The sequence below is a fragment of the Rathayibacter sp. AY2B3 genome (genome assembly GCF_002931755.1).
Lineage (GTDB): Bacteria > Actinomycetota > Actinomycetes > Actinomycetales > Microbacteriaceae > Rathayibacter.
Map to the genome: position 1 here is coordinate 35,106 of NZ_PSUG01000009.1, position 26,083 is coordinate 61,188.

Consider the following 26,083-nt stretch of genomic DNA (forward strand, 5'->3'; position numbering starts at 1 on the left):
GCACCTCCGCACGCCCGCCGCGCGAGGCGGCCTCCGCACCCGGGGACACCTCCCCGTTCGCGACCGTCTCCCTGTCCGGGATCTCGGAGCAGGCGCGCGGATCCATGGGGCCGATCGGTCCGGGCGGTGGCAGACTGCGGACATGAGCACGTTCTCGCGCCGGACCGGCGCCTCCGCGCTGGCAGCAGCAGCACTCGTCCTCGTCCTCTCCGGCTGCGCGGGCAGCGGCGGAGCCCCGTCGGCGCGGACGCCGCTCCCTTCACCGACCAGCACCGCGACCGCGACCGCTGCTCCTACGCCTACTCCGATCCCGACCGTGACGGTGACGGTCACGGCGACTCCCGAGCCCTCCTCGACCGGCTCTCCCTCCGTGGATCCGACGGCAGCGCGCTGCACCGGCTCCGACCTGACGATGGAGTACCGGCCCGACCCCGACGCGTCGGGTGCCGGGAACAGCGCCTTCGACCTCGTGCTCACCAGCACCTCCTCCTCGGACTGCGCTCTCGCGGGCATCCCCGGCGTCTACGCGACCGACGCCGGTGGGAACCGCATCAGCGCGGTCGCCGACGCCTCCGGCCCGAACCCCGACGCTCCCGTGATCCTCGTACCGGGCGCCCAGGCGGACGTCCGGGTCGCCTGGCACTCCCCCGGCGCCTACGGCTGCACGGTCGGGACCTCCGCGTACCTCGTCGCCGAGGTCCTCGACGCGGAGGACGGCGCGGTCCGCGCTCCCGCCGAGCTGCAGGTCTGCACCGACGGCACCGTGATGATGGACGCCTCCGCCTACACGCTGCTCTGAGCTCTCCCCGAGCGCGCACCCCTCCCGAGCGGCCCGCTCACCGGGCGCGACCCCTTGACCGGGCGCGGCGCAGCCGGGACCCTCGCACTACACGTCCCCACCCCACCCCGGAGGTCACCATGAAGGTCGGCTCACTCGTTCTCCGTCTCGCCGTCGGCGGGCTCTTCGTCGGACACGGTCTGCAGAAGCTGCGGGGCTCGTTCGACGGCCCCGGCCTCGACGGCACCGAGCAGATGATGTCGAGCCTGGAGATGCACCCGGCTCGGCGCAACGCCGTCGCCGCCGCCGTGACCGAGACGGCCGGAGGCGCCGCTCTCGCGCTGGGCGCCGCGACTCCGCTCGCCGCCGCCGGACTCATCGCCACGATGGTCACCGCCGTGCGGAAGGTGCACTGGAGCAACGGCCTGTGGAACGCGGGTGGCGGGTGGGAGTACAACGGCGTCCTCGTCGCGGCGACGGCCGCGATCGTCGCCGACGGCCCCGGCGCGCTCTCGTTCGACGCCCTGATCGGCAAGCGCAAGTGGGGAGCCGGATGGGCGCTGTTCGCCCTGATCGGCGGAGCGGCTGCGTCGACCGGCCTGATCGAGGCCGGGCGCCGCGCCGCTCCGGTCGGAGCGGGCCCCTCCGGCTCCGACCAGGACGGGGCGGACGACGACGGCTCCGACTCGACCGCCTCGTAGCCCCGCTCCGCCGCACTGCGCGGGCGCGGTAGCGTCGGAGGCGTGACCGAGACACGCGCCTCCGACCCCGACCGTCCCGAGACCGACGCGCTCGCCCTCTGGCTCGCGGCGGTCGAACGCCTCGACGCCCAGGACGACCCGGACGGTGTCGTCGAGCGGATGCGCGTCCTCGCAGCCCGCTACCCGGGACACGACGGAGTCGCCGCTTTCGAGCTGGGCGGTGCCCTCGACAGCGCGGGACACGAGGCGGAGGCGGCGGTCGAGTACGAGCGCGCCCTCGCCGCCGGCCTCGACGACGAGCGGCGGGCACGGGTGACGATCCAGTACGCCTCGACGCTCCGGAACCTCGGCCGCACCGACGAGGCGATCGATCTCCTCGCCGGCGCCGCTGCGCACCCCGCGGTCGGCTCCGCGCGGGAGGTGTTCCTCGCGCTCGCTCTGCACAGCGCCGGGCGCGTCGACGAGGCCCTGCGGATCACGCTGGAGGCGCTGGCCCCGGGACTCCCCCGCTACCAGCGCTCCGTCCGCGCCTACGCCGCCGCCCTCACCGATCCCGAGCAGTAGCGCGGGCGGCACCTCCGCCCAGAGGCTCGGCGCGGCGAGCGCCGATGCCTCCGGCGCGACGGCGCCGTCTCAGCCCTCGAGCAGGATCGCGTCGATCTGGCCCATCGCCTGGCGGAGCCCCTCCTCCATGCCCATCTGGACCATCTGCTCGAGCTGCTCGACCGACTCGAATCGGCTGCTGAGGACCATCCGCGTGCGCCCCTGCTCGATCTCGTCGAGGGTGACCGCGGCTCGGGTGACGCCCAGCGCGTCGACCGGGTCGCCCCGCTCGTCGGCGAAGCCGTCCTCGAACTCGAACCGCGTCGGCTCCTCCACCCGGGTCACGCGCCACCAACCGCGTGCCTGCTCGCCGTCCGGTCCGGTCATGACGTAGGCGCTCCGCCCGCCCTCGACCGGCTCGTGCCGCTCGAAGGTCGCCGGCCAGGTCGGCGGCCCCCACCAGCGCTCGAGGCGGCGGGGGTCCGTCCAGAGGAGCCAGACGCGCTCGATCCCGGCGTCGAACTCGGCGGTCACGGTCAGGGTCAGTTCCTCGATGTCCTTCACGGACTGCAGCACGCTCATCGCGCCTCTCCCTCCAGCAGGTCCCGCGCGCCGGCCGGCTCGCGGGTGTCACTCCTCGTCGAGGAGGTCCGACATGCGGTCGATCCTCCCCGCCCACAGCTGCTCGTACGTGTCGAGCAGGCGCGACGCCCGCCGCACTGCGGCGACCTCGCCCTGCACCAGCTGCTCCCGCCCCCTCCTCCGCTTGCGGACGAGTGCCGCCCGCTCGAGGACGGCCACGTGCTTCTGCACCGCCGCGAACGACATCTCGTAGCGCGCCGCGAGTGCGGAGACGGACTGCTCGCCGACCAGCACCCGGGCGACGATGTCGCGTCGGGTGCTGTCGGCCAGCGCCCGGAAGAGCAGGTCGATGTCGGCGTCCGTTCGTACAACCATGTGGTTGCACATTAGGGCCGACCCTCCCCCGGCGCAAGGGCGACAGGTCTGCGGGCGAGCGCGTCGCCCCGGCGCCCGACCTCAGGCGCCGGCGGCGTCGAGGGCCTCCGCAGCGGCGGCGAGCACCCAGTCCGGCAGGGGACGGGCCGCGAACAGCGAGGCGTAGAGCCGAGCCATCGAGTCGTCGGGGTCGAGCCGCAGCGCCTCGTCGAGATGGAGCCCGGCGAGGCTCGAGACTCCCCTCGCCCACCAGCACCAGGCGAGCACGGTGAGCACGGAGGAGCGCGCCTCCTCCGGCGCCAGCGCGGCAGCACGGGCGAGGAGTCCGGTCGCCCGCGCCAGACGGGCGCGCTCGGGAGCGCGCCCGCTGCCGAGCAGCAGGGCCGACAGCTCGAGGTCGTGGTCGTCGTCCGTTCCGGCGCGGGCCTCGCCGACCGCGACGGGTGGCACACCGACCCCCGCCTGCGCGTTCCGCGCGATCTGCACGGTCACCCGGTCGCGGAGGGGCGGCGACTGCAGGGTACGCACGATCAGTCCTTCGCGGCGGACGTCCCGCGGCCCGCTGAGCCAGCGCTCGACGAGCCGCTCCGTGTCGTCGACCAGGGGCGGCCGGCGGAGCACCTCCGCGACGAGCGTGCGATCGGCCTCGGCGACCGGCGGCAGCACCGAGAGCGCGTCGATGTCCAGAGGCTCGTCGGCCACCGCTCGGGCGAGGACGCCGGTCTCGCTCCGCTCGATCTCGAGGAGCGGACGTGGCCTGCGGCACTCCTCGGCGTCCGTGTAGCGCCCCCATCCGTCGGCGGCGATGCAGGCCACGGCGACGATGTCCAGGCGCGTGCGCTCCAGGCACCGGAGCACCGCGCGACCGAGGTCGAGATGCGGGATCCCCCGCTCTTCCGCGTAGCCCGCACGGGTGCAGACCACCACCAGCACACCGGTGGCCCGCGGCATCGTCTCCATCACGGCCGCGCAGCCGCCCGCCAGCGCCTCGGCCTCCCTCCCGCGCAGTGCCTCCGGGAGCGGGATCCGGAAGCCTCCCCCGGCGCGCGTGCCGAGGAACGGCACCACCACGACGGACTCCTCCGGCCGGATGCCGATGATGGAGGGGACAGCCGCCAGGAGGTCCTGGATCGCGCTCGCCCGCAGGACTTCGGGATCGCGGCGGCGGGAGGGAGGAGCAGGGGTTCGCTGTGTGGATGTCATGTCCGACACCCTGCTCGCGTGGCGGGCACAGCAGGATCCCGCAGGCCCGGACCGGGGATGACCGGAGCGGATCGGCACCTGTGGAGGAGCGCCCGGGGCTGTCGGCTCAGCCGGTCGCGGGCGCTCGCAGCACCTTCGCCATCGGCCGCCCCTTCGCGATCTCGTCGATCAGCTTGTCGAGGTACCGGACGCGCTGCATCAGCGGATCCTCGATCGTCTCGACCCGCACACCGCAGATCACCCCCGTGATGGCTGAGGCCTCCGGAGGCAGGCGCGCCGCCGCGAAGAACTCCTCGAAGGTCGTCCTGCTGTCGAGGTGCCGGGTCAGCTCCTCGTCCGAGAAGCCGGTGAGCCAGCGCACCGCCTCGTCGACCTCCTCCCTCGTCCGGCCCTTGCGCTCCGCCTTCGCCACGTGGAGGGGATGCACGTCGGCGAACGCCATGGAGAAGATCCTGCTCATGGCGCGGAAGCGTACTCCCGGATCGGCGGGCGCGGCAGAGGCGCCCGCCCCGCTATCCTCCCCAGTGGCCCTCGCGCCTCCACCCGCAGCCCACAGAGAGAACCACCGTGAGCCTCCTCCGCACCAAGTCCGTCGAGCAGTCGATCGCCGACACCGATGAGCCCGAGTACAAGCTCAAGAAGTCGCTGACCGCGCTCGATCTCACGGTCTTCGGCGTCGGAGTCGTCATCGGCGCCGGCATCTTCACCCTCACCGGCCGCGCCGCCCACGACATCGCCGGGCCGGCGATCGTCCTGAGCTTCGTCGTGGCCGCCTTCGCCTGCGCCCTCGCGGCCATGTGCTACGCCGAGTTCGCCTCCACGGTCCCGGTGTCGGGCTCCGCCTACACCTTCTCCTACGCCTCCCTCGGCGAGCTCTTCGCCTGGATCATCGGCTGGGACCTGATCCTCGAGCTGTTCCTCGGAGCGAGCGTGGTCGCGCAGGGGTGGAGCGCCTACCTCGGGTCGCTGCTGCAGCAGCTGGGAGTGACGCTCCCACCGGCGCTCACCTACGGCGGCGTGGTCGACGTGCCGGCGATCCTGCTCGTCCTCGTGCTCGGCGCGCTGATGACCTTCGGCATCAAGGAGTCGCTGCGCGTGAACCTGGTGCTCGTCGCGATCAAGCTGTTCATCGTCCTGTTCGTCATCATCGCGGGCCTGCAGTTCGTGAACACCGCCAACTACACGCCGTTCGTCCCCGCCGCCGAGCCCTCGCAGTCCGCATCCGGGCTGACCCAGCCGCTGCTCCAGTTCCTCTCGGGCATCGAGCCGGCCACGTTCGGGGTCGGCGGCATCATCGCCGGCGCCTCCCTGGTGTTCTTCGCCTACATCGGGTTCGACGTCGTGGCGACGACCGCGGAAGAGACCCGCCGGCCCCAGCGCGACCTGCCCATCGGCATCATCGCCTCGCTGATCATCTGCACGGTCCTCTACTGCGCCGTCGCCCTCGTCGTGACCGGCATGGTCCCCTACCGCGAGCTCGACCCGTCCGCCGCGCTCGCCAACGCGTTCGCGTACCACGGGCAGACCTGGATGGCGACGGTCATCTCGGCCGGCGCCGTCGCCGGTCTGACCACCGTCGTGCTGACGCTGCTGATCGGAGCGACGCGCATCATCTTCGCGATGGCGCGCGACGGACTCCTCCCGCGGCGCCTGGCCACCGTCCACCCGCGCCTGCGGACGCCGTGGTTCACCTCCGTGGTGGTGACGATCGTCGTCGCCCTGCTCGCCGGGCTCACCCCGATCGGCGTGCTCGAGGAGATGGTCAACATCGGCACGCTCTCGGCGTTCGTCCTGGTCTCGGTCGGCGTCGTGGTGCTGCGCCGCAAGCGGCCCGACCTGAAGCGCGGCTTCCGGGTCCCGCTGAACCCGTGGCTCCCGCTGCTCTCGGCCCTGATCTGCACCTACCTGATGCTCAACCTCTCGATCGAGACCTGGCTGCGCTTCCTGATCTGGCTGGCCGTGGGCTTCGTGATCTACTTCGCCTACTCGCGCAGCCACGCGAAGATCGGGAAGTAGGGACAGGCGCCGAGCGTGCAGGCCCTGTCAGTTCGACTCCCCGATAGCGCGAAGGACTTCTCGGCAGGCGTCCTCGAGCGGGATCCTCTCCTGCTCGATCCGTCTGAAGGGCGCCGGTCCTGAGGTCGCGACCACCGAATAGGCCTCTCTCTCGTGCTCGGTCAAGCCTCTCGGCCGAGTGCGCGACGCACGGAGCGGTGTTCCGTGAGGGTCGTGCTTCACTCCACGAGATGCGAACCGTCGGGCGGCGTCGCCGTCCATGAGGATCGACCGGACCGGGACACCGTGCTCGGCGAGAGCCGAGCGGAGGTCGGCGAGGATGGAGAACCCGCGACTGTCGATGTCGCCCCAGTAGACAACGTGCTCGACGTCCCTGAGCCAGTCGACGTCGGCCAGAAGGGAGGCGGCGGCGCTCCCACCCCCCTCGATGACGAGCGCGCCGGGCAGATCCGGGAACCACAGCCTGCAGTCTCGATTCTCCACCACGACGACGACGCGCGGTTCGTACGGAAGGGAGTGCAGATCGCCCGTCGTCCACGAATCGTGTCGACGTCGGCCGCTCTCGAGATACTGCGGGTCCACGTAAGTCAGATGGAGGACGGCGAGACGCGGTCGCAGTTCGGTTCCGAGGTCGCGTCCTGTCAGCACGTCCAGAAGGCGAAGATGCTTGACGAGCCACTTCGAGTGCGCCCCGGGCAGAGGAAGCTGACGACTCGTCCACCCGCTCAGGTCCGAGTGACCGCGAAGCCAGGCGACGGCTTCCACGAGGACATCGATGTCAGGATCAGCGAACATTGCAATGCGCTCCAGGACCCTCGGCGTGAGGATCGCTCCTGACGTGCGCAACGAGATCGCGGCCAGACGACCCCTCTCCACGAACGCGAGCGGTCCGCCCGCCTTCTCCTGCTGCAGAACCGCGAAGGCGGTCTCGAGCGAGTCGACGATCAACTGGAGAGGAGCATCGACCGCGACGCCTTGGACGTTGATGGAGGACCGGATACAGCTGATGCCGCTGACGTCGCCCAGGTTGAAGCCGTCCCACAGCCGCAACCATGAACTCCAGGGTCCGAAGCCCACCTCGGCGACGTGCGACGGCGACGTCACTCCCGGACGAAGGCCCACGGAGATCGGATCGGGTTCCGCGCCGTCGAGATCGGCGAGTACTCTGTCAGCCCAGGTCTTCCGAAGCGCGGCGGCCACGCTCTTCATCGCACCGTCAGGAGTGGTCAGACTCGGCATCGGTCACCTCTCTCCCAGGCCCACCTTCGGCCTGGCCCAGGAGCGTCCGCGCGTGTCTTTGAGGATGTCGTACTCCACCTCGACGTGCGGCTCGATCGCGCTGTACTTGTCGTTCGGGGCACCGATCACGAGCTGGAAGCCGAGACCGCGCCACGCGCCGATCGCCCGCTTGGTGAAGTGGGCGTCGGCCTTGATCAGCGCTTCGTCCATGAAGACCGGGGCGTACCGCGGGCGATCGGCTCCCGCGTCGCCGAGCTGGTAGCGCAGCGCAGCTCCGACGATGAAGGCGATCAGCTCCTGCGACTCCCCGCCGGACTTCTCGCCGATGTGGTCGTACAGCGCCACGTGCGCTCGGGTGACGGCGTCCACGCGCTCGGCGCTGACACGGACGTGGTTGCGGACGTCGACGAGGTCGCCGAAATCGGGCGCGGTGCGCCGCAGCCGCTGGATGAGTCGGGACATCCGCCGGTAGACCTGCTCGCGCTCCTCCTCCGTGGACACCGCCTGGATCTGGGCGCGCACGTCCCGGAGCTCGCGGCGGAACCGGCGGCGCACCTCCGACTGGTTCTCGCGCGTGGTGATCTGCAGGCGGTGACCGTCGTCGTAGAACGGCAGATCCTGCATGATCACGTTGATCGGCTCGATCCGCTCGCGGATCTCCCGCAGCGAGCGGCCGAGCGTGGAGTCGAAGCTCGTGAGGTCGTTGCCGGAGAGAGCGAGCAGGCTGTCGCGCCACTCGGTCTCGAGCCGGTGCAGGCCGCTGGTCTCGAGAGCGTCGAGCAGGCGCTCGAAGTCGCCCGCGGACGCCTCCGGGTCGACGAGGAGATTGGGGTTCGGCCAGCGGTCGAGGAAGCCTGCCATGATCCGGCCGGCGCTCTCCCGCTGCTGCTCGTGCGCCTCGGCTGCGGAGCGGCGGTCCTCCGCGAGACGCTGCGCCGCCGTGGCCAGCGCGGCGTCGAAGCGGACCAGGACGTCCGAGGCGCTGCCGGACGCCGCGGCCTCGGTCAGCGTGAACCGGGCGTCGAGGAAGGCGCGCTGGTCGTCGTCGAGCTCCCGTCCGGCGCGCTCCGCCGCATCGAGAACCCCCTGGCTCGCGTCGACGTCGTCGACCACGACGGCCCACTCCGCCTCGATCCGCTCGCGCTCCACCCCGGCGCGGGCGATCTCCTGGCGGAGGCGCTCGAGGCGGCCGCGCAGCCCGTCCATCTGCTCCTGCAGCCGCGCCAACTCGGGATTCACCTCCGCCACCTCCTCGAGCACCGAGGTCCAGCGCTCCTGCTCGGCGACAAGGGAATCGACGTCGACCTGGTCCCAGGACAGTCCGGCGATGCGGGCGAAGCGGACGAGGCGGTCTTCGACAGCGTCGAGTGCCTCCTCCGCGACTCGGGACGCCTCTGTCGCCGCCGCGCTGCGTGCGCGAGCCGTCTCGACGAGGGCACTCAGCTCGCGCAGCCTGCGCGAGTTCGAGAAGCCCAGGACGTTCGCCGCGCCGTGGCCGCCGTGCGCTCCGCGCTGGCCCTGAGAGAGCTGCCCTGAGAGAGCGAGTGCCAGCCGGTGCCGGCCGAGGTCGCCGGCGCTGTCGACGCAGACGAAGCCGAAACGGTCTTCGAGGCGGTCCTGCAGCCACCCGGTGAAGGGCGTGGAGCGGTAGTCCAGACGGCCGGGCAGTGTCGACGGATCGAGGCCGCGCACCTCCTCGAGACCTGTCTGCACGCCCTCGTAGCGGAGGCGGATCGGAAGGCGCACCGCATCGACGGCGGAGCGGAAGCGGTCGAGATGGGCGACATCGAGCAGGAGCGTCGTCGCGAAGCCGCCGAGAGCGAGGCCGAACGCGTCCCGCCACGGCTCGAACTCGCTCCGCACCTCGACGAGCTCTCCCACGAAGGGCAGGTCGTCGACCGGGAGGTCCGCCGCACGGGCGATGATCTCCCGCGCCTCGTGCAGCGGCCTCGGGATGCTGTCCTGATGCTGGGAGGCCGCGCGGTGCTCCGCGTCGAGGTCGACGAGAGCGCGGACCGCCGCCGTGTGCTCCGTCGTCGCCTCCGCGTAGGCCGCTCGGGCGTCGCGCTTCGTCGCGGCGGCGCTCGTGACGTCGGAAGCGCGTGCGAGAGCCCTCTCGAAGCCCTCGCGGGTGGTCTCCTCCTCACCCAGGGCCCGCAGATCCTCGTCGAGCCGCATCCTGCTGTCGCGCACCGTCTCGAGCCGCCGCTCCACCTCGCGGAGCTCTCGCTGGGCCGTCTCGAGGCGGTCGCCGCCGGAGGCCCGCAGCACCTCGGCGAGGCCGTCCCGCTCCGACTCCGCCGCCTCGGCGAGCGCCCGCTTCTCTCGGAGCACGGCGTCGACGGCGCGGGTGCGCTCGCGCAGCTCCGCCTCGACGTCGCGCAGCAGGCCGAGGCGCTGCTCCGCCCGCCACAGGGCCGCCGGCGACACCGGGGCGTCGAACTCCCCGAGCGCGTCGATGAGGCGCACGCGCTCCGCGGACGCGGCGATGCGCAGGCGCAGGCCCCGCAGCGGCTCGAGTGCCGCGACCTGCTGACGGGCGGTGAGCATCCGCTGCCGGGTGCTCTCGAGTTCGTCGAAGTGGGCGACGACCGCGTCGGCGGAGGCGAGGGTCTCGGGCTCCTCGAGCACGAGCCGCTTGTAGAGGTCGTCGACGGTGGTGATCTGCTGACCCGCCTGGATGCGGGCGAGCAGGCTCATCGCCTTCGATCCGGCTCCCGCCGCTCCGATGCCGAGCACCGCGTGCAGGCGCGCCGAGAACTCGCGATCCGTCGCGAGCGGGTCCAGGCCCGCCGCCCGGAGCGAGGCATCGGAGAAGCGGTGCGCCGCTGCGCGGTCGAGCGCGGTCAGGTCGATCGGGCCCTCGGCGCTCGCGCGGACGCGCACCGTCTCCTCGAGCACGCGGGAACCGGCCGGGACGTACCAGGCGCGGACCGCGCTGAACCGCGAGCCGTCGTGGTCGACCCAGGTCATCGCGACGGCGGTCCAGGTGTCGACTCCGTCGCCGCGCAGGACGCGCATGGTCGTGCCCTCCTCCGTCCGCGACTCGTCGAGCTTCCCGCGGGCGTAGGAGAGGATGTTGCGCTGATCCTCGCCGCGGGGCCGACCGGTCACTCCGCCGTTGGAAGCGCCGTTGAACGGCGTGGTGTGCGGCATCATCAGGGCGATGTAGGCGTCCATCAGGGTCGACTTGCCGGACCCGGAGCCGCCGCAGAGCAGCGTGGCGCCGGGCGAGAAGCGGACCCGGTGCGCGCCGTCGTAGCCGCCCCAGTTGACCAGCTGCAGGTCCTCGGCGAGCCACTGCTGACCGCGCGAGGCGGCGGGGATCAGGCCGAAGAGGGTGTCGAGCATCGTCATCGGGGGTCGTCCTCCGGGTCGGGGGTGTCGTCGTCGGGGAGGACGTCGTCGTCGGGGAGGTCCTCGTCCGCCGCCTCCGGATCCACGGAGCCGGGCTCCTCGGCGAGCGCCGCTCCCCCGGCCGGAGACGCCTCCTCGCTTCTGCGCCCGTGCAGCCAGTCGCTCAGCTCCCGCAGCTTCGGCGCGCTCAGCACGATCTCCACGATCGGGCTGATCCGGTACCGCCCTGCGGACTCCTCGTCGACGATGCCGTCGCGGCCGAGCCGCTCCAGCGCCTTGCGGACCATGCGCTGCCGGCGCGCGGTGTCGCGCTCGGCGTCGGCGAAGTAGCTGAGCACCGTCTGCTCGACCTCCTCGACGTCCACCCGCGCCGACGGCTCGCCGGCCGCCGACTCCCGCTGATGAACCGTGCGCAGGTGCACCAGCACCAGCGTCTCGGCGCGGGTGTAGGGGAGGTCGCGCAGCAGCACCGGCATCTCGACCTCGTCGGAGCGCACCTGCTGCTTGTACGCGACTCCGCGCTCGTGGTCGACGACGAGCCGCACGAACAGGTCGTTGAGCCGCGACTCGATCAGCTGCCGGTGCTCCTGGAGCACGGCCCACTGCTCGCGATGGCGGTCGGCGAGGAGGAAGCGGCGCTGCAGCACGTGCACGAGCACGCGGCGCACCTCGGTGTCGAGGACGCCGCGGTCGCCGGGGAAGAGCTCGTCGGGGTCCTCCTCCATCGACACGGGCGCGATGAACGGATCGACGGCGGGCTCGTCGGTCGCCGGGGTGTCACTCATCGTCGGTCTCCTCCTGGGTGCGGGCGGTCACGGATCCGAAGGCGAAGCGGCGCACGGTCCCGTCGGGTCGGCGGGCGCTGACGACGGAGTAGCCCTCGCGGTCGACGAGGCCCGTCCGGTGCGCGATCTCCAGCAGCCCGAGCAGGTCGACGGGCCGTCGTGTGTCCTCCGGAGCCGCGCTGAAGGCGTCCGCCAGATCGAACTCGTCGCCGAGCCGCGCGACGTACGCCTCCAGCTCCGCATAGCGGGGACCGCCCCAGGCCCGGCTGTCGTCGCCGACGAACTCCGCGTCGCCGTCGTCTCCGGCCAGCGGCGCCGGCCCTCCGGCAGGGCGCACATCGCCGAGCGTCTGCCGCAGGTGGCCGATCCCGGCGACGGGCAGGTGCCGCAGCGGCGCGACCGGCGCATCCGGCGAGATCCCGCCCGTCCACTCCTGGAGCCCCGCCATCACCTCGCGCAGCAGCTCGTCCACCTGGCGGTCGCGAGCCGGATCGTGGGTGCGGACCTGACCCGTGATGACGTGGGAGGCGCGGCGCTGCGCGGTCAGCACCTCCTGCACCCCCAGCTCCACCCGGCGTCCGATCGCGCTGAGCTCGGCGCGCTGCGCCGGGTCCATCAGGCGCGAGAAGGGCTGCACGAGCACGGTGTGGAGCTGGTCGGCGAGCGCGTCGATCCGCTCGGGGTCGCCCAGGAGGCGCAGCGCCCCGGCGAACGCACGGCCCTCGCTGGTGGCCTGCATCACGTGCTGCCCGCGCTCCAAGTACTCCCGCAGCACCTCGCCGGTCGGGCGGACGTCGCGGCGCAGGTCCGCGACCACGTCGCGCTGCATCGCCTTGATCGACTCCGCCACCCGCGCGAAGTCGGCCGGCAGCTCGCGGGCCAGATGCACCACGTTCTCCGCCTCCTCGAGGAGCTGCTCGTCGTCGGCCGGCTCGAGACCGGCGCCCTCCTCGAGCGCGGCGATCTCCGCGTCCAGGCGGGCCCGCTCCTCGCGGAGCCGTGAGAGCCGCGCCTCCGGGTCGGGCTCGACGTCCGCTGCCAGCCGCTCGACCGCCTCCAGCAGGGTGCGCACCCGCGAGTTCGAGACGCGCGTGCGTCCGCCTCCGGTGCGCCCGGTGATCTCGAGGGCGCTCACGGCGTGGGCGCTCATCCGGTAGACCTCGGCCTCGCCCTCGATCTGCGGCACGAGCCAGCCGACGCGGACCCAGTAGCGGCACACCTCGCGCGCCGTGCCGCTCGGCAGCGCGCGCTCGCCCTCGTCGTACCCGGCCGAGCGCAGCTCCTCGAGCAGCTCCCCCACCTCGGCGTGCGCGTCGGCCACGGCCACCGCCTGCCGGTCGACCGTGAACACGAGCGACAGGGCGGCGACGACGAACGGGGCGTAGCGGCCGTGCAGGAGATCGAGGGTCGGTGTCCGGAAGGCGCCGAGGGAGCGCAGGTAGGCGGCCTCGGCGCGGGAGTTCGACATCGCCCTCAAGGATAGGCGGCGGGCCGGCATCGCGCGGACGGGGCGCCAGGCCTGCACCGGGCCGGTGGTCAGACGCCGTCCGGATGGAGTGCTCTGTGGAGCGCGAGCGCGAGGGCGGTGCGATCGCGGGCGCCGAGCTTGCGCAGGAGCGAGGACACGTGGTTCTTGACGGTGCCCTCCGCGAGCACGAGCGCGGCGGCGATCTCCCGGTTCGTGCTCCCTTCCGCTACCAGCTCGGCGACCACCCGCTCACTCCGCGTGAGCAGCGCCAACGGGCTCTCGCCGGTGCGGCCCGGCTGGACGGCCGGTCGGGCTACGCGCGGATCGATCACCATCCCGCCGACGATCACGGCGTCGAGCGCCAGGACGAGGCCCTCCACCGAGGTGTCCTTGAGGAGGAATCCGGCCGCTCCTGCGGCCAGGGCCTCCTGGACGAGCGCGTGGTCGTCGAAGGTGGTCAGGAGGAGGACGGGCAGATGCGGGTGCCGCCGCGCGCACTCGGCAGCGAGCTCCACGCCGTCCATGACCGGCATCCGCGCGTCGGTGACGACGACGTCCACCTCCGTCGTGTGCAGAATCTGCAGAGCGACCTGTCCGTTCTCGGCCTGGGCCGAGATCTCGACCCCCTCGACCGTCGAGAGGAGCATGACCAGCCCGCGGCGGATCATCTGCTGGTCCTCCACCAGCAGCACTCGCCTCGGCGTCGTCTCCGTCACGAAGCGCGCCCCTCGTGTTCCCCGCCGCCGCGTCCGAGAGGGATCGCGAGACGCAGGAGGAACCGGTCGTCGATGCGCCGCGCCGTCAGCCGCCCCCCGCGAGCCGTCGCGCGATCGTCGAGGCCGCGCAGCCCGAAGCCCAGCTCGGGCTCGCCGTCGCGGATACCGGACCGTCTGCCTGCGTCGATGTCACTGAGCATCGAGAGCTCGAGCCGGCTGTCCTCGGTCTCGAGATCGATGCGGACACTGCGGGCAGCGCCGTGCCGCAAGGCGTTCGTCAGCCCTTCCTGAACGCCCCGATAGACGACGAGCGCGATCTCGTCGTCGCTCGTGAGGACACGATCCGAGGCCGTGTCGCCGACCACATCGACGGTGACCCCTGTGCCGCGGAAGGATTCCGCGATCAGCTCCAGCGCGGCCAGCCCGCGGGCGCCCTGGTTCCGGACGGGGCTGAGCGCTCTCACCCACATCCGCATGTCCGCGAGCGCCTCGCTCGACGCGGATCGAGCCGTGCGGACCTCTGCCCACGCCTGCTCGGCATCGGCGGGGCGCAGGCGATCGGCGAGCTCGAGACTCATCGAGACGAGGGTCAGCTTGTACCCGAGGCCGTCGTGCAGCTCACGAGCGCTCCGGGCACGCTCGTCCGACAGCAGCAGCTCCCTCTCCGTCGCGGACGCGCGATGCAAGCGCCGGATCACCCGCTGATCAGCGGATCGCTCGCTCTCGAATCCCCGAAGAGAGAGACCCAGGGCGATCCCGAAGCACATCAGCACGGCCACCGGCACCACGTTGAGCACACCGTCGAGAGCCCCGGAGAGGAGCGTCCTCCCCGAGCCGACGGCACCCCCGACGTGGAGGGCCAGTCCGACGGAGGCGATCCAGATCATCGCGTGCGCCCCTGCGCGGAGCGAGACGTCGACCACCGCGAACGCCACGACGAGGAGGAGGACCGGGATCGTGAAATCGAGCCGGCCGAAGACGACGACCGGCGTCGCGGCGACGACGGACACCGCCGTCACGGCGGCCCCGTGCCCCGCTCTCATCATGCGCGGCCGAACGACCCAGATCCCGGCGACCACGGGTGCCAGCGCGAGCCACGCGACTGCCGCGACCGGTGGACCGGCGCCCCTCTGAGCGGAGTCGACGACTCCCAGGCTCCCCGCCATGACGAGGCAGCAGAGTGCGATCACCTGGAGCGCGACGACCGTCCTGTCCACTGCGCTCGACGAGGAGGAGGACCCGAGCCCGGCACGCGCGGGCTCCCCCGCCGACGGAACGGAAGAAGCCGCGTCCGTCCCCGGAGATGAGCCCATGTCGACAATGGTAGCCCGGGCACCGAGAGCGAGACCCGTGACCACGGTCATGTCCCTGCTGTGACCCCGGTCATTGTCATCCATGACCCCGGTGGGAAGCGCTCGGCCGGAGCCCTTCGTAGCCTCGGAGTCAGCACCGCGCCGTCTGCTCGGTGGGTCACGCCGCCGAGGAAGGGGAAGCGATGCCGCTCGACCTCGAGTACCTCCAGTACTGCCGCCCGGGGATGCCGTTCTACGCCCTCGCCGGCGACGAGGACCCCGTCGAGGGCGATGTTTTCGATGTCGCGCATCGCGCACCCGAGGGCTGGCAGACGAGGGAGTCCCGCCCGTGGCGGAACTGGATACCCGACGGATCGTCCTTGCCGAGGCAGGGGTGGAAGATCCACCTCTCGACCACTCTCGGCGATGCTCGGACGATCCTCGACGCGACCTCTCGCCACTGCTTCGGCTCCCGCTTGCCGTTCAAGCACCTCGCGAGCGCCGATCTCCTCCTGATGCAGAACGGCAAGTACGCCGATCGGGCTGGAGCCGGGAAGTTCATCACGGTGTACCCCGGTTCGGACGACGAGTTCGCCCGCGCATTGGAGGATCTCGACGCCCTTCTGGCCGGCTGCAGAGGTCCCTACATACTCTCCGATCGGCGCTGGCGGTCCGGCCCGGTCCACTTCCGATACGGGGCCTTCCTCCCGTCCGAGACCGACACGGGCTTCGTCTCGACACTCATCGATCCGGACGGGAACGAGATCGAGGACGTCCGGCGACCGGCCTACACGCCCCCTCCCTGGGCGTCGCTTCCAGACTCCGTCGAGGTCGAGGGAGAGGAAGAAGGAGAGGTCGCCTTCGGTTTCGACATGCTCTCAGCCCTGCATTTCTCGAACGGCGGCGGAGTCTATCTCGCCGAAGCGACGACGGATGAGTTCGTCCCGATCGGGACGGTGGTGGTCCTCAAGGAGGCGCGTCCACATGCCGGGCTCGACGGCGACGGCGTCGACGCGGTGACACGTCTGGCCCACGAGGAGGAGGTGCTGGTGGATCTGCAGTACCTGGGCTGCGTACCGGTCTTCTACGGTTCCTTCACCGCCTGGGAGCACCGATACCTGGTCATGGAGCACGTGGAGGGGAACGATCTGAAGCGCGAGTGGATGACTCGGACTCCGCTGCTCCGTCCGGCCCCCTGGCTTCTCGTCGACGACGGGTACACCTCGTGGCTGAGCGCGACCGTCGCACGCCTCGACGCTGCGCTCTCCTCCGTGCACCGCGCCGGATGGCTTCTCGGGGACATCCACCCGAAGAACGTCATCATGCGGAACGGAACGCATCCGTGCCTGCTCGACTTCGAGTTCGCGCACAGGATGGATCCCGAGTGGCGGTCCGGCCAGGGAGCTCCCGGATACGAGCCCCGGGAAGGCTTGAGGGGGACGCGAGCCGACGAGTGGTCGCTGGGGATCCTCGAACTCGATCTCCTCTTCCCTCAGGCGACGATCGCCGACCAGGGCAACGTCGCGAAGATCGAGCAGCTCTTGCGAGCAGCCGCAGACGACCTCGCCGTCCCGTCCGCCGTGCTGCGGTCTGTGAGGGCGCACACCCTCGACGCTCTTCCCGCCTCGAGCCGGAGATCGGTGGACGAGCGCGTCGATCGTCTTGCCGCCTGCTCCGACCACCAGCTGCGGAATCTGATCGTCCGAGGTGTCACGTCGGTTCTCGAGTGGGCGGAGGACGCTCCTGTCGTTCCCGGAGACATCCCTCTTCTCGCCCGCGACAGCGCCGATCATCGTGCGGGGTTTCCCTACGGCGCGGCGGGAGCCATCACTTTTCTGGGGCGGTCGGGAGACGCGGATCTCGAGGCTGCTGATCGCTGGCTCGCCGGTCGCGTCGCCGGAGTGCGCTCGCGCGGGCTCTGCGGGCGGGAGGGAATCCGGTTCGCTGCACGCGAGGCAGGACTCACGCGCACACTCGATGCCCTGCAGTCCACGCGTGCGGCTACCCCCTCTGGTCCGACCCTCTGGTCGGGGTGGGCCGGCGCAGGGCTCGCCGATCTCGCAGAAGGAGAAGATCCGTCCGAGGCGGCCCACCATCTCGCCGCACTCCTCGACGAGGATGCGCGGGGAGCTTCCGTCGGCCTCCTCCACGGATGGTGCGCCGCCGCGATCCTGTTCGCTCGGCTCCATGAAGCCACCGGAGACGACTTCTCCGTCTCGCTCGCTGCACGAGCCATCGACGCCGATCTCTCACGATGCACGATCACCCGCAACGGGACCCTCGAGTTCGACGAGGGGTGGAGAACGCTCCCCTATCTCGGGATCGGGTCGACCGGTCCGGGTCTGGCGATCCTCGAGCTGCAGCGGGTGACAGGCGCCGAGCTCTTCGCGGAGTCCCTCGCCGCCATCGATGCCGCCGCGACCTATCAGCAGTGCGCGCAAGCCTCGCTCGCCCACGGTCTGTCCGGGTTCCTCATCTACTTGAACCGCCGCACACGCCATCGGCCCAGCGCAGAACTCGACGAGGTCCTCCGTTCGCACATCCGTTCGCTGCGCCTCCATGCCGTGCTCGATGACAGCGGCGTCTTCTTCCGAGGCAATCAGAACCTCCGGCTCTCGTCCGACTATCTGACCGGATCGCTCGGAGTGATCGCGGCGCTCGACGAGCTCGAGACGGGGAGATCCGCCCTGCCCTTCGGACTCTGACCGAGTCCGCCCGACAGGAAGAGAGGAGGTGAACACCATGAACCGGATTCTTGAGTTCCAGACGCTCGAAGGCGAGACCGACGCACACGATGCTGCGCGCGTCAGCACCTTCAGCATCGTCTCGCCGTGCCCGGGCTGGCCCAGCTCGATCACGTGGGGCAACTGCTGACCGTCGCCCGCGAACGCCCGCGATCCCGCACCATCGGGGATCGCGGGCGTCCCGAGAGGGGGAAGGCCATTCACCACGCCTGAGGAGGCGCTCTCATGATCCCCATGCTCCAGGCGCGTGCCGTCGGGCAGACCGTCGCCGCGGGTCGGCGGACGACGACCGTCCTGCGCGGCTGCGACATCCATCTGGAAGGAGGCGGACTCGCTGCTGTCGTCGGCAGCTCCGGCTCCGGCAAGACCTCGCTCCTGATGTGCCTCAGCGGACTGGATCGACCGACGACGGGCACCGTCGAAGTGAACGGCCGGGACGTGTACCGCCTGTCGGCGGCCGAGCGCTCCCGCATGCTCCGCACCGAGATCGGCTTCGTCTTCCAGCAGTACAACCTCGTGCCCTTCCTCGACGTCGAGGAGAACATCGCGCTCCCCTTCCGGCTCGACCGGTCACCCGTGCCGCACGACCGGATCCGTGGGCTCGTCGAGGCGTTCGGTCTGGGGGATCGGCGTCATGCACCTGCACGGACGCTCTCCGGCGGAGAGCAGCAGCGGACCGCTCTCTGCCGTGCCCTCGCACGGCGGCCCAGCATCGTCTTCGCAGACGAGCCGACCGGGGCCCTGGACTCGCACAGCTCGCAGATCGTCCTGTCGACGCTGAGAAGCATGGCGGACGAGGGCCGGATGGTCGTGATGGTCACGCATGATCTCGAAGCCGCGGCACTGGCGGACACCGTCGTGGTGATGCACGACGGGGGAACAGTGAGGACGACCGGCCGCCGGACGAGCCACGAGCTGCTGAGCATCCTCGAAGAGGCCAGGTCCTGAGTCGTGTCCCGCTACGTCGTTCGCATGTTCGCCGCCGACTGGCGCCTGTGGTCACCTGCGACAGCCGTGGTCGCCCTGGTCGCCACCCTGGTCGGGTTGTGCGTCCACCAGTTCGCGTGGACCGGGGACCCTTCGTTCGCCGCCGCAGCCTCGGACGCCGGCGTCGGTCTCCAGGAGTTCCGGATCCTCTCGATCACGATCTACGCCGTGGTGGCACTCGTCGCGTGCGTCGCCCTGACGGTCGTCGGCCGCGCGAGCGTCACGGCCACGAGTCGCACGCACGCGCTCTGGCTCCTTCTGGGTGCCTCGCCGATGCAGGTGTTCGGTGCGACCCTGCTCGTGATCGGCATCGTGAGTCTCACCGGTGCCCTCCTCGGGGCGCTGCTCTCGACGCTGCTGGCGTTCTGGGCTGTTCCCGCCTTCAACGGCGCGGTCTCGTCCGTCGTCGATCTTCCGGCCTTCACGCTGTCACCCTGGGCCCCCGTGGCCACCGTGGGGCTCGGAGCGCTCACCACGCTCGCCGGCGGAGTACTGCCCGCGCGCCGCGCCGCCCGGACGCCGCCGAGTGCTGCGCTCCGAGCGTCCGAGGACGGCCGTCTCCACACCGGTGCGACCGCAGCGCGCCTCGTCAGCGGCCTCGTATTCCTCTTCCTCTCCTGCGGCCTCGTCGCCGCGTCCGGCTCCGCCCGAGAGCTCGGAGCGACCGGACCCGCTCCGATGTTCAACCTGGCCGTCGACGCAGGAGGAAGCCTCCTCCTGGCCGTGTACCTCCTCTGTCCGGAGGCGGTCGGGCTCGTCCTCCGTGCACTGCACGCTCTCCTGGCTCGATCGGGTCTCGTCGTCCCCGCGCTCGGCGTCCGGGCAGCCACGGCCCGGGTGCGGGTCAGCGCCGCCACGATCGCGCCGCTCGCGGCGGGTCTCGGAGGAATAGGAGTCCTCCTGTGCGCGGTGGAGTCGGTCGTAGCCATGACGACGGCGGTCCAGCCCGGGACCCGCGCCGACCTCACCGATGTTCTGACGATCGTCGCGATCGTGGCGGTATCGATGCTCGCCACCAGCGCCGCGGTCATCGCGCTCTCCGCGCAGGACCGCGACCGCGAGATCGCCCTTCTCCAGGCGGCGGGGATGCGGCGCCACCAGATCGTCGGGCTCCTCCTCTCCGAGAGCTTCGCACTGGCCCTCGCTGCGTCGACGGCAGCGGCCGCACCGGTCGCGGCGACCGGTGCGGTCTGCTGGCTGGTCAGTCGCGCGGCCCTCGGCGAGGGTCTGGTGGTCTGGCCCGTCCAGAGCGCCGTTCTCGGGCTCGTCGGCTCCTGGGCGGCGCTCTCGCTGATCCTCGTTGTTCCCGTGCGGGCACGGCTGCGACAGACGCCTGGAGCGCGGTTGCGTGAGCAAGGCGCCTGAGGGGATCACCGGGGACGGCGCGCTGCCGCCTCGGGTTCCTGCGCTCTCCGGATCTCTGAGGGGTCTCGCTGCGATGCAGCCGTCGAGTGCGCCGGAAGAGCAGGCGCGCTCCCGGTCCGTGCTCCTCCGCGACCCGGACGGACGCCCCTTCCGGCACACCCTCGATGTCGCGCCACGGGAGTCGATGGTCCTCGCACCGGATGGCACCGCCTTCGCGATCGTGGGTGATCGGGGAGGCGATGAGCAGCATCGGATCCGCATCGCCGTCGCTGCCGGTGGCGGAGTGATCGAGGTCGCCCATGACGAGCGTCCCGTCTCGCCGCGCATCCGATCGTTCTCGGACGGATTCCTCTGGATCCGCCGAGACGCGGCAGGTCGGCCGTGGCAGGCGGTCTGGTGGCACAGCAGCCGGACGACGCACGTCCTCCTCGAGGAGCCCGACCGGACGAGGCGGCTCCATCTGCGCAGCGTCGCCCACACGACCGCCGTCCTCGGCTCCCGAGGCCCGCTGGGCTCCAGGTACTGGGTGCTGACCGCTGAATCGGACGGCCCGCCGTCGTGCGACCGCCTCGACCTCGACACGGAGGACGCGGACGTCTCCACCTTCACGGGCGGGCTCGCCCTTCTGGATCGACGTCACGGCCTCCTCCAACTGACCGGTTCGACTCCTCCGCTGAACGTTCCCGTTCCTCCTGCTCTCCATGCCGGCCATCTGCAGGAGGCAAGGGAGGATCTCTTCGTCCTCGGCCGGTCGGCCGGCCGGATGGCGGTCTGGTCGCCCGCCGGTGGAGCTGACGCCCTCTGGACGGCGCCACCGGCAGGTGTTCTGCTCCCCGCCGTCGATCCGATCACCCGCCTCCCGGTCCTGCTCGTCTCCTCCCCCGTCCATCGGCCCCAGCGCGTCGACCCGGTGCCGGGCGAGGCGTTGTCCGCCGAACCGGCGAGGCGGGCGGAAGTCCTGTCGCTCACCGCGACGAGCCGGGACGGCACACGGATCCCGCTGACCCTGGTTCTGCCGGAGAGCGCGGACGCCTGTCCTGTCGTCGTCCATGTGTACGGCGCTTACGGCATCAGTCTCGAGGGACCGTTCGATCCCTTCACGGACGACCTTCTCGCGCGTGGAGCCGCGATCGCCTACTGCCATGTACGTGGGGGCGGGGAGAACGGCCCGGAGTGGCATCGGCAGGCGACCGGTCTCGGACGCGACCTTCCGATCGAGGACCTCCTCGCCTCTCTGGCGCTGCTTCAGGATCTGCCCGGCATCGACCCTCTCCGGCTCCTTCTCACGGCGGCGAGCGCCGGAGCACTGGTCGCTGCGACGGTCTGCCTCCGTCGGCCCGCAGCACTCCGAGGGCTGCACCTCGTCCACCCGTTCCTCGATCCCGTCACTGCGCTCGATGATCGATCTGCGGCCCTCGCGTCGACCGACCGGGCGGAATTCGGCGAACCCGCCGAGATCCTCTCCGCGGGACTGTCGCCTCTCGCGACGATCGCATCGATGGCGGCCGGGAGCCGACCGCTCCCGCCGGCGTGGATCCGAGCCGGCCGACGCGACGCCCGGGTCGACGCGTCGGCGATCACGGAGTTCGCGCGCCGCTACCGAGCGGTATCACGGTGCCCGGACCCCGCTCACGTGGTGCTGCGCACGACCTCGGGAGGCCACCTCAGCGGGACTGCGCCCGACGAGGCAGAGGAGGAGAACATCCTCGCTCACGCCTGGACTCTCGACCTTCTCGGCCTGGCATGACCCCTGGAACGATGCGCCGACAGCGATTCCCGCTCGTCCTCCTTCCCCGGATGCTGCGGGAACGACGCTTTCGTCACCCGCACCGCCACAGGGAGAAGCCCGTCACCGCGGACGCGTGCTCTCCCGACTCCGTCGCCGCCGGCCCCCACTCCTGCAGCTGCGTGCACCCGTCCGCCACCACGGCCTTCCGCACCGACTCCGTCGGCGGTGCCGAGTTCTTCAGCACCACCAGGTGCGTGCGCCCCGCCGCGATCATCCGGGTGATGTCCTGCTCGGTGAAGACGCGCGCCTGGCCGGAGTAGCCGCCGTCGGTGAGCACGCTCGCGCCGGTCGTCGTGATGATCGGCGCCGCGATGGCCCAGGAGTCGGTGAGGAACAGCGGCGCTCCGTCCACGCCGCCCCCGGCGGCTCGGGCCGCGGCCACCAGGGCGGCCTCGTCGGCGGTCATCGAGTCGTGGCCGCCGACTGCGTCCGGAGGTGAGACGGCGAACGGCGCCGAGGTCTCGGCCCGCTGCGGGAAGCGCAGGCCGACGAGTGCGTCCCCGCCGGAACCGTCGAGGGAGGCGTCGAGCACCTGGAGACTGAATGCGATCGGCCCGGCCAGGATCACGACGGCCGCGACGAGGGCGACGGGACGTCGACCGGACGACATCCCGCGACGCCCGACGCCGCGCTCGGACGCACCCCGCCGCCTCCGCCCGGCCGCCACCACGACCACCACCAGCCCTGCTCCGGCGAGCGCCGCGAACGGCAGGCCCAGTACCGCCGGCAGCTGCCCGCCGACGGCGAGCGCCGCGCTCCACGCCGTCTGCCCGACCAGGAGGAGCGGCAGCACCAGCCGTGCGCCGACCCGCGGCGACCCGAGCAGCCGCACCCCCTCCGCCCAGCCCAGCGCGGAGAGGAGCGCCAGCTGCACGCCGATCGCCGCGACGTACGCCGTGTGCGGCACCGTCGCCACCGAGAGCACGCCCGCCGCCGTCACCAGCCACACCGCGAGGCAGACCAGGAGGGCGAAGGCACCGCGGGCACCTCCCCGCCTCCCCCGCCGCGGCCACCAGCGCACGGCGCCGAGCACCAGCCCGGCGAGCGCCGCGGGATACAGCCAGCCGACCTGCGTCGCGTACTGTGCCAGCAGCAGCTTGGCCGGCGAAGACCCCGCTGCTCCGCCCATCGTCGCCCCGTGGGCGGAAGCGACGACGGCGCCGGGCACCGCTCCCGAGATCAGCCGGTCGAGCCCGTTGAACCCGAACACCATCGCGAAGACGTCGTTCCCCGTCGACCCGTCGATGTAGGGCCGGTCTCCTGCCGGCACCGCCTGGATCGCGACCATCCACGCCACCGAGGTGCCCACCGCGACGGCCAGGAGCCCGCCCGCCCAGGCGAGCGCTCGGCGCCACCCGCGCACCCCGCCGAGAGTCGCCACTACGAGGGCGGGCAGGACGAACCAGGCCTGCATCATCTTCGCCTGGAAGCCGATTCCGATGAACACCCCGGCCAGCACGAGCGGCCACCACCGCTCCGTCAGCACCGCGCGCTGCCACCACACCAGCGCGACGGCGAGCGCTGCCGTCAGCAGCCCGTCCTCCATCGGGTGCCCGAACATCGACACGAAGATCGGGGTGCTCGCCGCCGCGGCCGCCGCGACCAGCCCGAGCCCGCGCCCTCCCCAGCGCAGTCCGAGGACCGAGCAGGCCGTGACCGTGACGAGCCCCTCGAGCAGCTGCGGCAGCGCGATCGACGACGTCGACATCCCGAACAGGCGGATGCTCAGCGCCTGCGGCACCGCGAATCCCGCGAGCTTGTCCAGCGTCACCGACGCGGCGGGATCGAAGGCTCCGAACGCCAGCGCGTGCCACGACTCCGACATCGACCGCGCTGCCGCCTCGTAGAAGACGGCGTCTCCGCCGCGGGCGAGGTTCCAGCCTGTGAGGACCGTCGATCCGCACAGGATCGCCAGGAGGGTGAGCCGCGCCCACCAGGGTTCGCGCCACCAGCGGGCGAGTGGAGCGAAGTCGGTCACGTCCACCGACCCTAGGGAGCCGGCCTGCCGCGGCCCTTGCGGGCGGTCGGGGAGACGCCGTGCATGCCGCTCGGGCTTCTCAGTCCGGACGCCGCCGGCACGGCCGACGGCCAGGAAACGTGCCGCCACGGTCCTCGCCGCCCCCGGAAACGACGGAAGCCCTGACGGCGACCGGTGACCTCATCGGGGCTTTCCGTCGGGCTGACAGGATGTGAACCTGCGACCCCTTGACCCTTAGGTATCCCGTTCAGACGGAATCCCTGACTTTCCGGGTATCTCCGCCCCTCGGACTGTGTCATTCCAAGACATGGCTTGTATACATCGCATGGTTCTGGTCTCGGTTTGTCCCGGCTAGTTGAACGTCCTGCGTGTCGCCGAGACTTCTCGGACGAGCACGTGGCGGCCATAGGCGCATGCGCGCCTTCCCCCGACCGTTGGGGGCAGGACTGGCCCTCGACGGGGCGAGGCATTCGCGAGCTACGGAACTCGCCCGCGTAGTCGCTCCGACGATCTGTACACGGTTGAAACCATTACTACTGACCCTGGACTCCCACTAGTCGGGGAACGACTCGACCGATCGCGTCGTGCTCCTCGGCCACTGCGCTGATCCATTTCTTCCGCTCCGCGCTGCGATTCTTTCCTCGAATCGCAGCATGATACAGCGTGTTCGCTGCTGACAGGGCGCGAAGAGCGCGAAGCAACTCGACAACATCGGAGGCTCGCGCACTACCAAACGCAGGCGAGAGACCTCGAATCAATTCGGCGAGCGCTTCGATCCCCTCCAGCGGCACGGGTTCACCATCGACAGGAGGGGTGTGTCCGCGCGCCCAGTCGGCCATCGCTAGATCCCAAGCTGCGGCGGCTCCGCCACGGTCGCCTGTCAACAGCGGTGTAACAAGCCCGAGGAGTTCTGCGGGCTTGTCCGCCATTCGATCGAGCCATGGGACGGCGACGAACGGTATCAGACGAACCGAGACGGGGCTGCTGTGCCAACAGTGAGCTCGCCGTCCATCCAGCCGGGCTCCGATCTGAAGTAACACGGGAATTCCCCTAGAGAACCGCAGTGTCGAAGCCGGCTTCGATGCTAATCTCGGGCCGGGCAACTTTGCCCGGGAAGCTGCATTGGACGGTCAGCATGATTTCGATGGTCATGAAAGCACTTTGAATTGTGAATGAGTACCAGAATGGCGTTCGGCACCGCGAGTGAAGCGCCAACGCACGGACGCCCCCATTACGCGGCGAGCCGCCGCCGCTCATATAGCGCAATGCCCGTCGCCACCGATACATTCAGAGATTCAATGCCGGGACTCATCGGGACTGAACAGCGCCAATCAGCGAGATTCTCCAACTCAGCCGAAGCGCCGCTACGCTCGGATCCCATCAGGAGCGCGATTCGCTCGGCGGCCGCACCGATGCTCCAGAGAGGCGCGTCTCCGTCTGCAGCGAGGCTCGCAAGCGGTATGTGTTCGGCACGGAGGAACTCGGCAAGCTCCGAACCGTCGGCGATAATCATTGGGATTGAGAAAGCGAGACCTCGACTCGCGCGAATGAGGCGGCGATCGAAGACGTTTGATAGTCCACTGCCAAGGAGGATGATTCCAGCAGCGTCAAAGGCGCAAGCTGAGCGAATAATCGCCCCGATATTACCTGCGATACGCACACCGTCAAGAACGATAAGGTCTCCGCCTCGGGCGGCTACATCATCCCATGTCGCGGGCTTCGGCGCCCGCGCGAGAGCAAACACTCGTGAGCGCTTCTCCGCCTTAAATAGTCCCTTCATGACGTTCTCCTCGACGAGGTGGAGGGGCGCAGCCGTCACGTCGGTCTGGAACTCCGCCCCTAGCTCGACGCCAGGAGTGGCATACAGAGAGTCGATCTGAACGCCTGCAGCAATCGCTTGCCTAATATTCTCCTCATCATCCACGATCAAAGTTCGAGGGCGAGGTGCAGTGCTACGCATCACATCGGCTACCCGACGTACGACGGGGTGGCTGGTGTCGTCGATCGCCGACATTCCCTCAGCTTTTGCTCGGGTTGCGTCAGAACAACTGGTGGTTTCAGTGAACATGGTTACACACTAGCGTGTAATGCAGCTCGGCGTATGGCGCGCCGTGCTGGACCCTCTCAGGGAAGGGTTCCCCGCCACTCAAGACCCGTCGGAGGAA

General features: G+C 70.9%; 21 protein-coding genes. 9 read left to right on the forward strand and 12 right to left on the reverse strand.

What is annotated here, in order from left to right; genetic code table 11:
* The first annotated feature begins 142 nt into the window (after positions 1 to 142).
* The 3 genes from C5C24_RS04565 to C5C24_RS04575 all read left to right on the forward strand — a co-directional run bounded on the left by C5C24_RS04565 (position 143) and on the right by C5C24_RS04575 (position 2,043).
* Positions 143 to 799 (forward strand): DUF4232 domain-containing protein, encoded by a 657-nt coding sequence (locus C5C24_RS04565; RefSeq protein ID WP_104304408.1) that lies wholly within the window; start codon positions 143 to 145, stop codon positions 797 to 799.
* A gap of 119 nt (positions 800 to 918) precedes the next feature.
* Positions 919 to 1,479, forward strand: coding sequence for a DoxX family protein (locus C5C24_RS04570; protein ID WP_104304409.1), 561 nt, complete (start codon positions 919 to 921; stop codon positions 1,477 to 1,479).
* 42 nt (positions 1,480 to 1,521) lie between these two features.
* Positions 1,522 to 2,043, forward strand: a complete 522-nt coding sequence (locus C5C24_RS04575) for a tetratricopeptide repeat protein (RefSeq protein ID WP_258065046.1) — start codon at positions 1,522 to 1,524, stop codon at positions 2,041 to 2,043.
* 69 nt (positions 2,044 to 2,112) lie between these two features.
* Here the strand turns inward: C5C24_RS04575 and C5C24_RS04580 are convergent, their stop codons facing one another.
* The 4 genes from C5C24_RS04580 to C5C24_RS04595 form a co-directional block, all read right to left on the reverse strand.
* Positions 2,113 to 2,604 (reverse strand): SRPBCC domain-containing protein, encoded by a 492-nt coding sequence (locus tag C5C24_RS04580; RefSeq protein WP_104277593.1) that lies wholly within the window; start codon positions 2,602 to 2,604, stop codon positions 2,113 to 2,115.
* A 48-nt stretch (positions 2,605 to 2,652) separates the two neighbouring features.
* A complete protein-coding gene (locus C5C24_RS04585; RefSeq protein ID WP_104281246.1) occupies positions 2,653 to 2,979 on the reverse strand; it encodes a metalloregulator ArsR/SmtB family transcription factor in 327 nt (108 codons plus the stop codon).
* An 81-nt stretch (positions 2,980 to 3,060) separates the two neighbouring features.
* Entirely contained in the window at positions 3,061 to 4,182 is a 1,122-nt protein-coding gene (locus C5C24_RS04590) for a DUF4192 family protein (protein ID WP_146082516.1), read from the reverse strand.
* A gap of 106 nt (positions 4,183 to 4,288) precedes the next feature.
* Positions 4,289 to 4,642, reverse strand: a complete 354-nt coding sequence (locus tag C5C24_RS04595; protein WP_104304411.1) for a DUF2200 domain-containing protein — start codon at positions 4,640 to 4,642, stop codon at positions 4,289 to 4,291.
* A gap of 107 nt (positions 4,643 to 4,749) precedes the next feature.
* On the opposite strand from C5C24_RS04595, the gene C5C24_RS04600 reads away from it, so the two are divergent.
* Positions 4,750 to 6,198, forward strand: a complete 1,449-nt coding sequence (locus C5C24_RS04600; RefSeq protein WP_104277596.1) for an amino acid permease — start codon at positions 4,750 to 4,752, stop codon at positions 6,196 to 6,198.
* Positions 6,199 to 6,225: 27 nt separating this feature from the next.
* Here C5C24_RS04600 and C5C24_RS04605 read toward each other — a convergent pair whose 3' ends face one another.
* From C5C24_RS04605 to C5C24_RS17860, 6 genes are all read right to left on the reverse strand, one after another.
* Positions 6,226 to 7,437 carry a DUF3322 and DUF2220 domain-containing protein gene (locus tag C5C24_RS04605; protein WP_104304412.1) on the reverse strand — a complete coding sequence of 404 codons (1,212 nt, stop codon included), beginning with the start codon at positions 7,435 to 7,437 and terminating at the stop codon, positions 6,226 to 6,228.
* 3 nt (positions 7,438 to 7,440) lie between these two features.
* A complete protein-coding gene (locus C5C24_RS04610; RefSeq protein ID WP_104304413.1) occupies positions 7,441 to 10,794 on the reverse strand; it encodes an ATP-binding protein in 3,354 nt (1,117 codons plus the stop codon).
* The gene (locus C5C24_RS04615) at positions 10,791 to 11,579 is read right to left on the reverse strand and encodes a DUF4194 domain-containing protein (RefSeq protein WP_104304414.1); all 789 of its coding nucleotides are present in this window, start codon (positions 11,577 to 11,579) and stop codon (positions 10,791 to 10,793) included. The genes C5C24_RS04610 and C5C24_RS04615 overlap by 4 nt, the downstream gene beginning before the upstream one ends.
* Positions 11,572 to 13,047 (reverse strand): DUF3375 domain-containing protein, encoded by a 1,476-nt coding sequence (locus C5C24_RS04620; RefSeq protein WP_104277600.1) that lies wholly within the window; start codon positions 13,045 to 13,047, stop codon positions 11,572 to 11,574. Before C5C24_RS04620 ends, C5C24_RS04615 begins: the two co-directional genes overlap by 8 nt.
* A gap of 68 nt (positions 13,048 to 13,115) precedes the next feature.
* A complete protein-coding gene (locus tag C5C24_RS04625; RefSeq protein WP_258065047.1) occupies positions 13,116 to 13,763 on the reverse strand; it encodes a response regulator transcription factor in 648 nt (215 codons plus the stop codon).
* Positions 13,760 to 14,542 carry a sensor histidine kinase gene (locus C5C24_RS17860; protein WP_181109983.1) on the reverse strand — a complete coding sequence of 261 codons (783 nt, stop codon included), beginning with the start codon at positions 14,540 to 14,542 and terminating at the stop codon, positions 13,760 to 13,762. The genes C5C24_RS04625 and C5C24_RS17860 overlap by 4 nt, the downstream gene beginning before the upstream one ends.
* A gap of 716 nt (positions 14,543 to 15,258) precedes the next feature.
* On the opposite strand from C5C24_RS17860, the gene lanKC reads away from it, so the two are divergent.
* The 5 genes from lanKC (at position 15,259) to C5C24_RS04650 (ending at position 21,898) form a co-directional block, all read left to right on the forward strand.
* Complete coding sequence (gene lanKC, locus C5C24_RS04635) at positions 15,259 to 17,760, forward strand: class III lanthionine synthetase LanKC (RefSeq protein WP_104304416.1); 2,502 nt, start codon at positions 15,259 to 15,261, stop codon at positions 17,758 to 17,760.
* A 28-nt stretch (positions 17,761 to 17,788) separates the two neighbouring features.
* Positions 17,789 to 17,929: a hypothetical protein gene (locus C5C24_RS17865; protein WP_181109985.1), complete on the forward strand. Its 141-nt coding sequence runs from the start codon at positions 17,789 to 17,791 to the stop codon at positions 17,927 to 17,929.
* 95 nt (positions 17,930 to 18,024) lie between these two features.
* Positions 18,025 to 18,747, forward strand: a complete 723-nt coding sequence (locus C5C24_RS04640) for an ABC transporter ATP-binding protein (protein WP_104281189.1) — start codon at positions 18,025 to 18,027, stop codon at positions 18,745 to 18,747.
* A gap of 24 nt (positions 18,748 to 18,771) precedes the next feature.
* Positions 18,772 to 20,151: an FtsX-like permease family protein gene (locus tag C5C24_RS04645; RefSeq protein ID WP_219812829.1), complete on the forward strand. Its 1,380-nt coding sequence runs from the start codon at positions 18,772 to 18,774 to the stop codon at positions 20,149 to 20,151.
* Between the two features lie 73 nt (positions 20,152 to 20,224).
* A complete protein-coding gene (locus C5C24_RS04650) occupies positions 20,225 to 21,898 on the forward strand; it encodes a prolyl oligopeptidase family serine peptidase (RefSeq protein ID WP_146082518.1) in 1,674 nt (557 codons plus the stop codon).
* Positions 21,899 to 21,971: 73 nt separating this feature from the next.
* On the opposite strand, the gene C5C24_RS04655 is transcribed toward C5C24_RS04650, so the two are convergent.
* Together C5C24_RS04655 and C5C24_RS04660 are read right to left on the reverse strand one after the other, a co-directional pair.
* Positions 21,972 to 23,918, reverse strand: coding sequence for a glycosyltransferase family 39 protein (locus C5C24_RS04655; RefSeq protein ID WP_104304418.1), 1,947 nt, complete (start codon positions 23,916 to 23,918; stop codon positions 21,972 to 21,974).
* Between the two features lie 1,231 nt (positions 23,919 to 25,149).
* On the reverse strand, positions 25,150 to 25,986 hold the full coding sequence (locus tag C5C24_RS04660) for a TrmH family RNA methyltransferase (protein WP_104304419.1): 837 nt from the start codon (positions 25,984 to 25,986) through the stop codon (positions 25,150 to 25,152).
* Positions 25,987 to 26,083 lie beyond the last annotated feature (97 nt).

Coding starts and splice junctions, on each gene's coding strand:
- C5C24_RS04605 (WP_104304412.1), bottom strand. CDS start 7,437: ATGCCGAGTCTGACCACTCCTGACGGTGCGATGAAGAGCGTGGCCGCC.
- C5C24_RS04660 (WP_104304419.1), bottom strand. CDS start 25,986: ATGTTCACTGAAACCACCAGTTGTTCTGACGCAACCCGAGCAAAAGCT.
- C5C24_RS04580 (WP_104277593.1), bottom strand. CDS start 2,604: ATGAGCGTGCTGCAGTCCGTGAAGGACATCGAGGAACTGACCCTGACC.
- C5C24_RS04585 (WP_104281246.1), bottom strand. CDS start 2,979: ATGGTTGTACGAACGGACGCCGACATCGACCTGCTCTTCCGGGCGCTG.
- C5C24_RS04595 (WP_104304411.1), bottom strand. CDS start 4,642: ATGAGCAGGATCTTCTCCATGGCGTTCGCCGACGTGCATCCCCTCCAC.
- C5C24_RS04570 (WP_104304409.1), top strand. CDS start 919: ATGAAGGTCGGCTCACTCGTTCTCCGTCTCGCCGTCGGCGGGCTCTTC.
- C5C24_RS04645 (WP_219812829.1), top strand. CDS start 18,772: ATGTTCGCCGCCGACTGGCGCCTGTGGTCACCTGCGACAGCCGTGGTC.
- C5C24_RS04640 (WP_104281189.1), top strand. CDS start 18,025: ATGATCCCCATGCTCCAGGCGCGTGCCGTCGGGCAGACCGTCGCCGCG.
- C5C24_RS04620 (WP_104277600.1), bottom strand. CDS start 13,047: ATGTCGAACTCCCGCGCCGAGGCCGCCTACCTGCGCTCCCTCGGCGCC.
- C5C24_RS04565 (WP_104304408.1), top strand. CDS start 143: ATGAGCACGTTCTCGCGCCGGACCGGCGCCTCCGCGCTGGCAGCAGCA.
- C5C24_RS04615 (WP_104304414.1), bottom strand. CDS start 11,579: ATGAGTGACACCCCGGCGACCGACGAGCCCGCCGTCGATCCGTTCATC.
- lanKC (WP_104304416.1), top strand. CDS start 15,259: ATGCCGCTCGACCTCGAGTACCTCCAGTACTGCCGCCCGGGGATGCCG.
- C5C24_RS04590 (WP_146082516.1), bottom strand. CDS start 4,182: ATGACATCCACACAGCGAACCCCTGCTCCTCCCTCCCGCCGCCGCGAT.
- C5C24_RS04650 (WP_146082518.1), top strand. CDS start 20,225: ATGCAGCCGTCGAGTGCGCCGGAAGAGCAGGCGCGCTCCCGGTCCGTG.
- C5C24_RS04610 (WP_104304413.1), bottom strand. CDS start 10,794: ATGACGATGCTCGACACCCTCTTCGGCCTGATCCCCGCCGCCTCGCGC.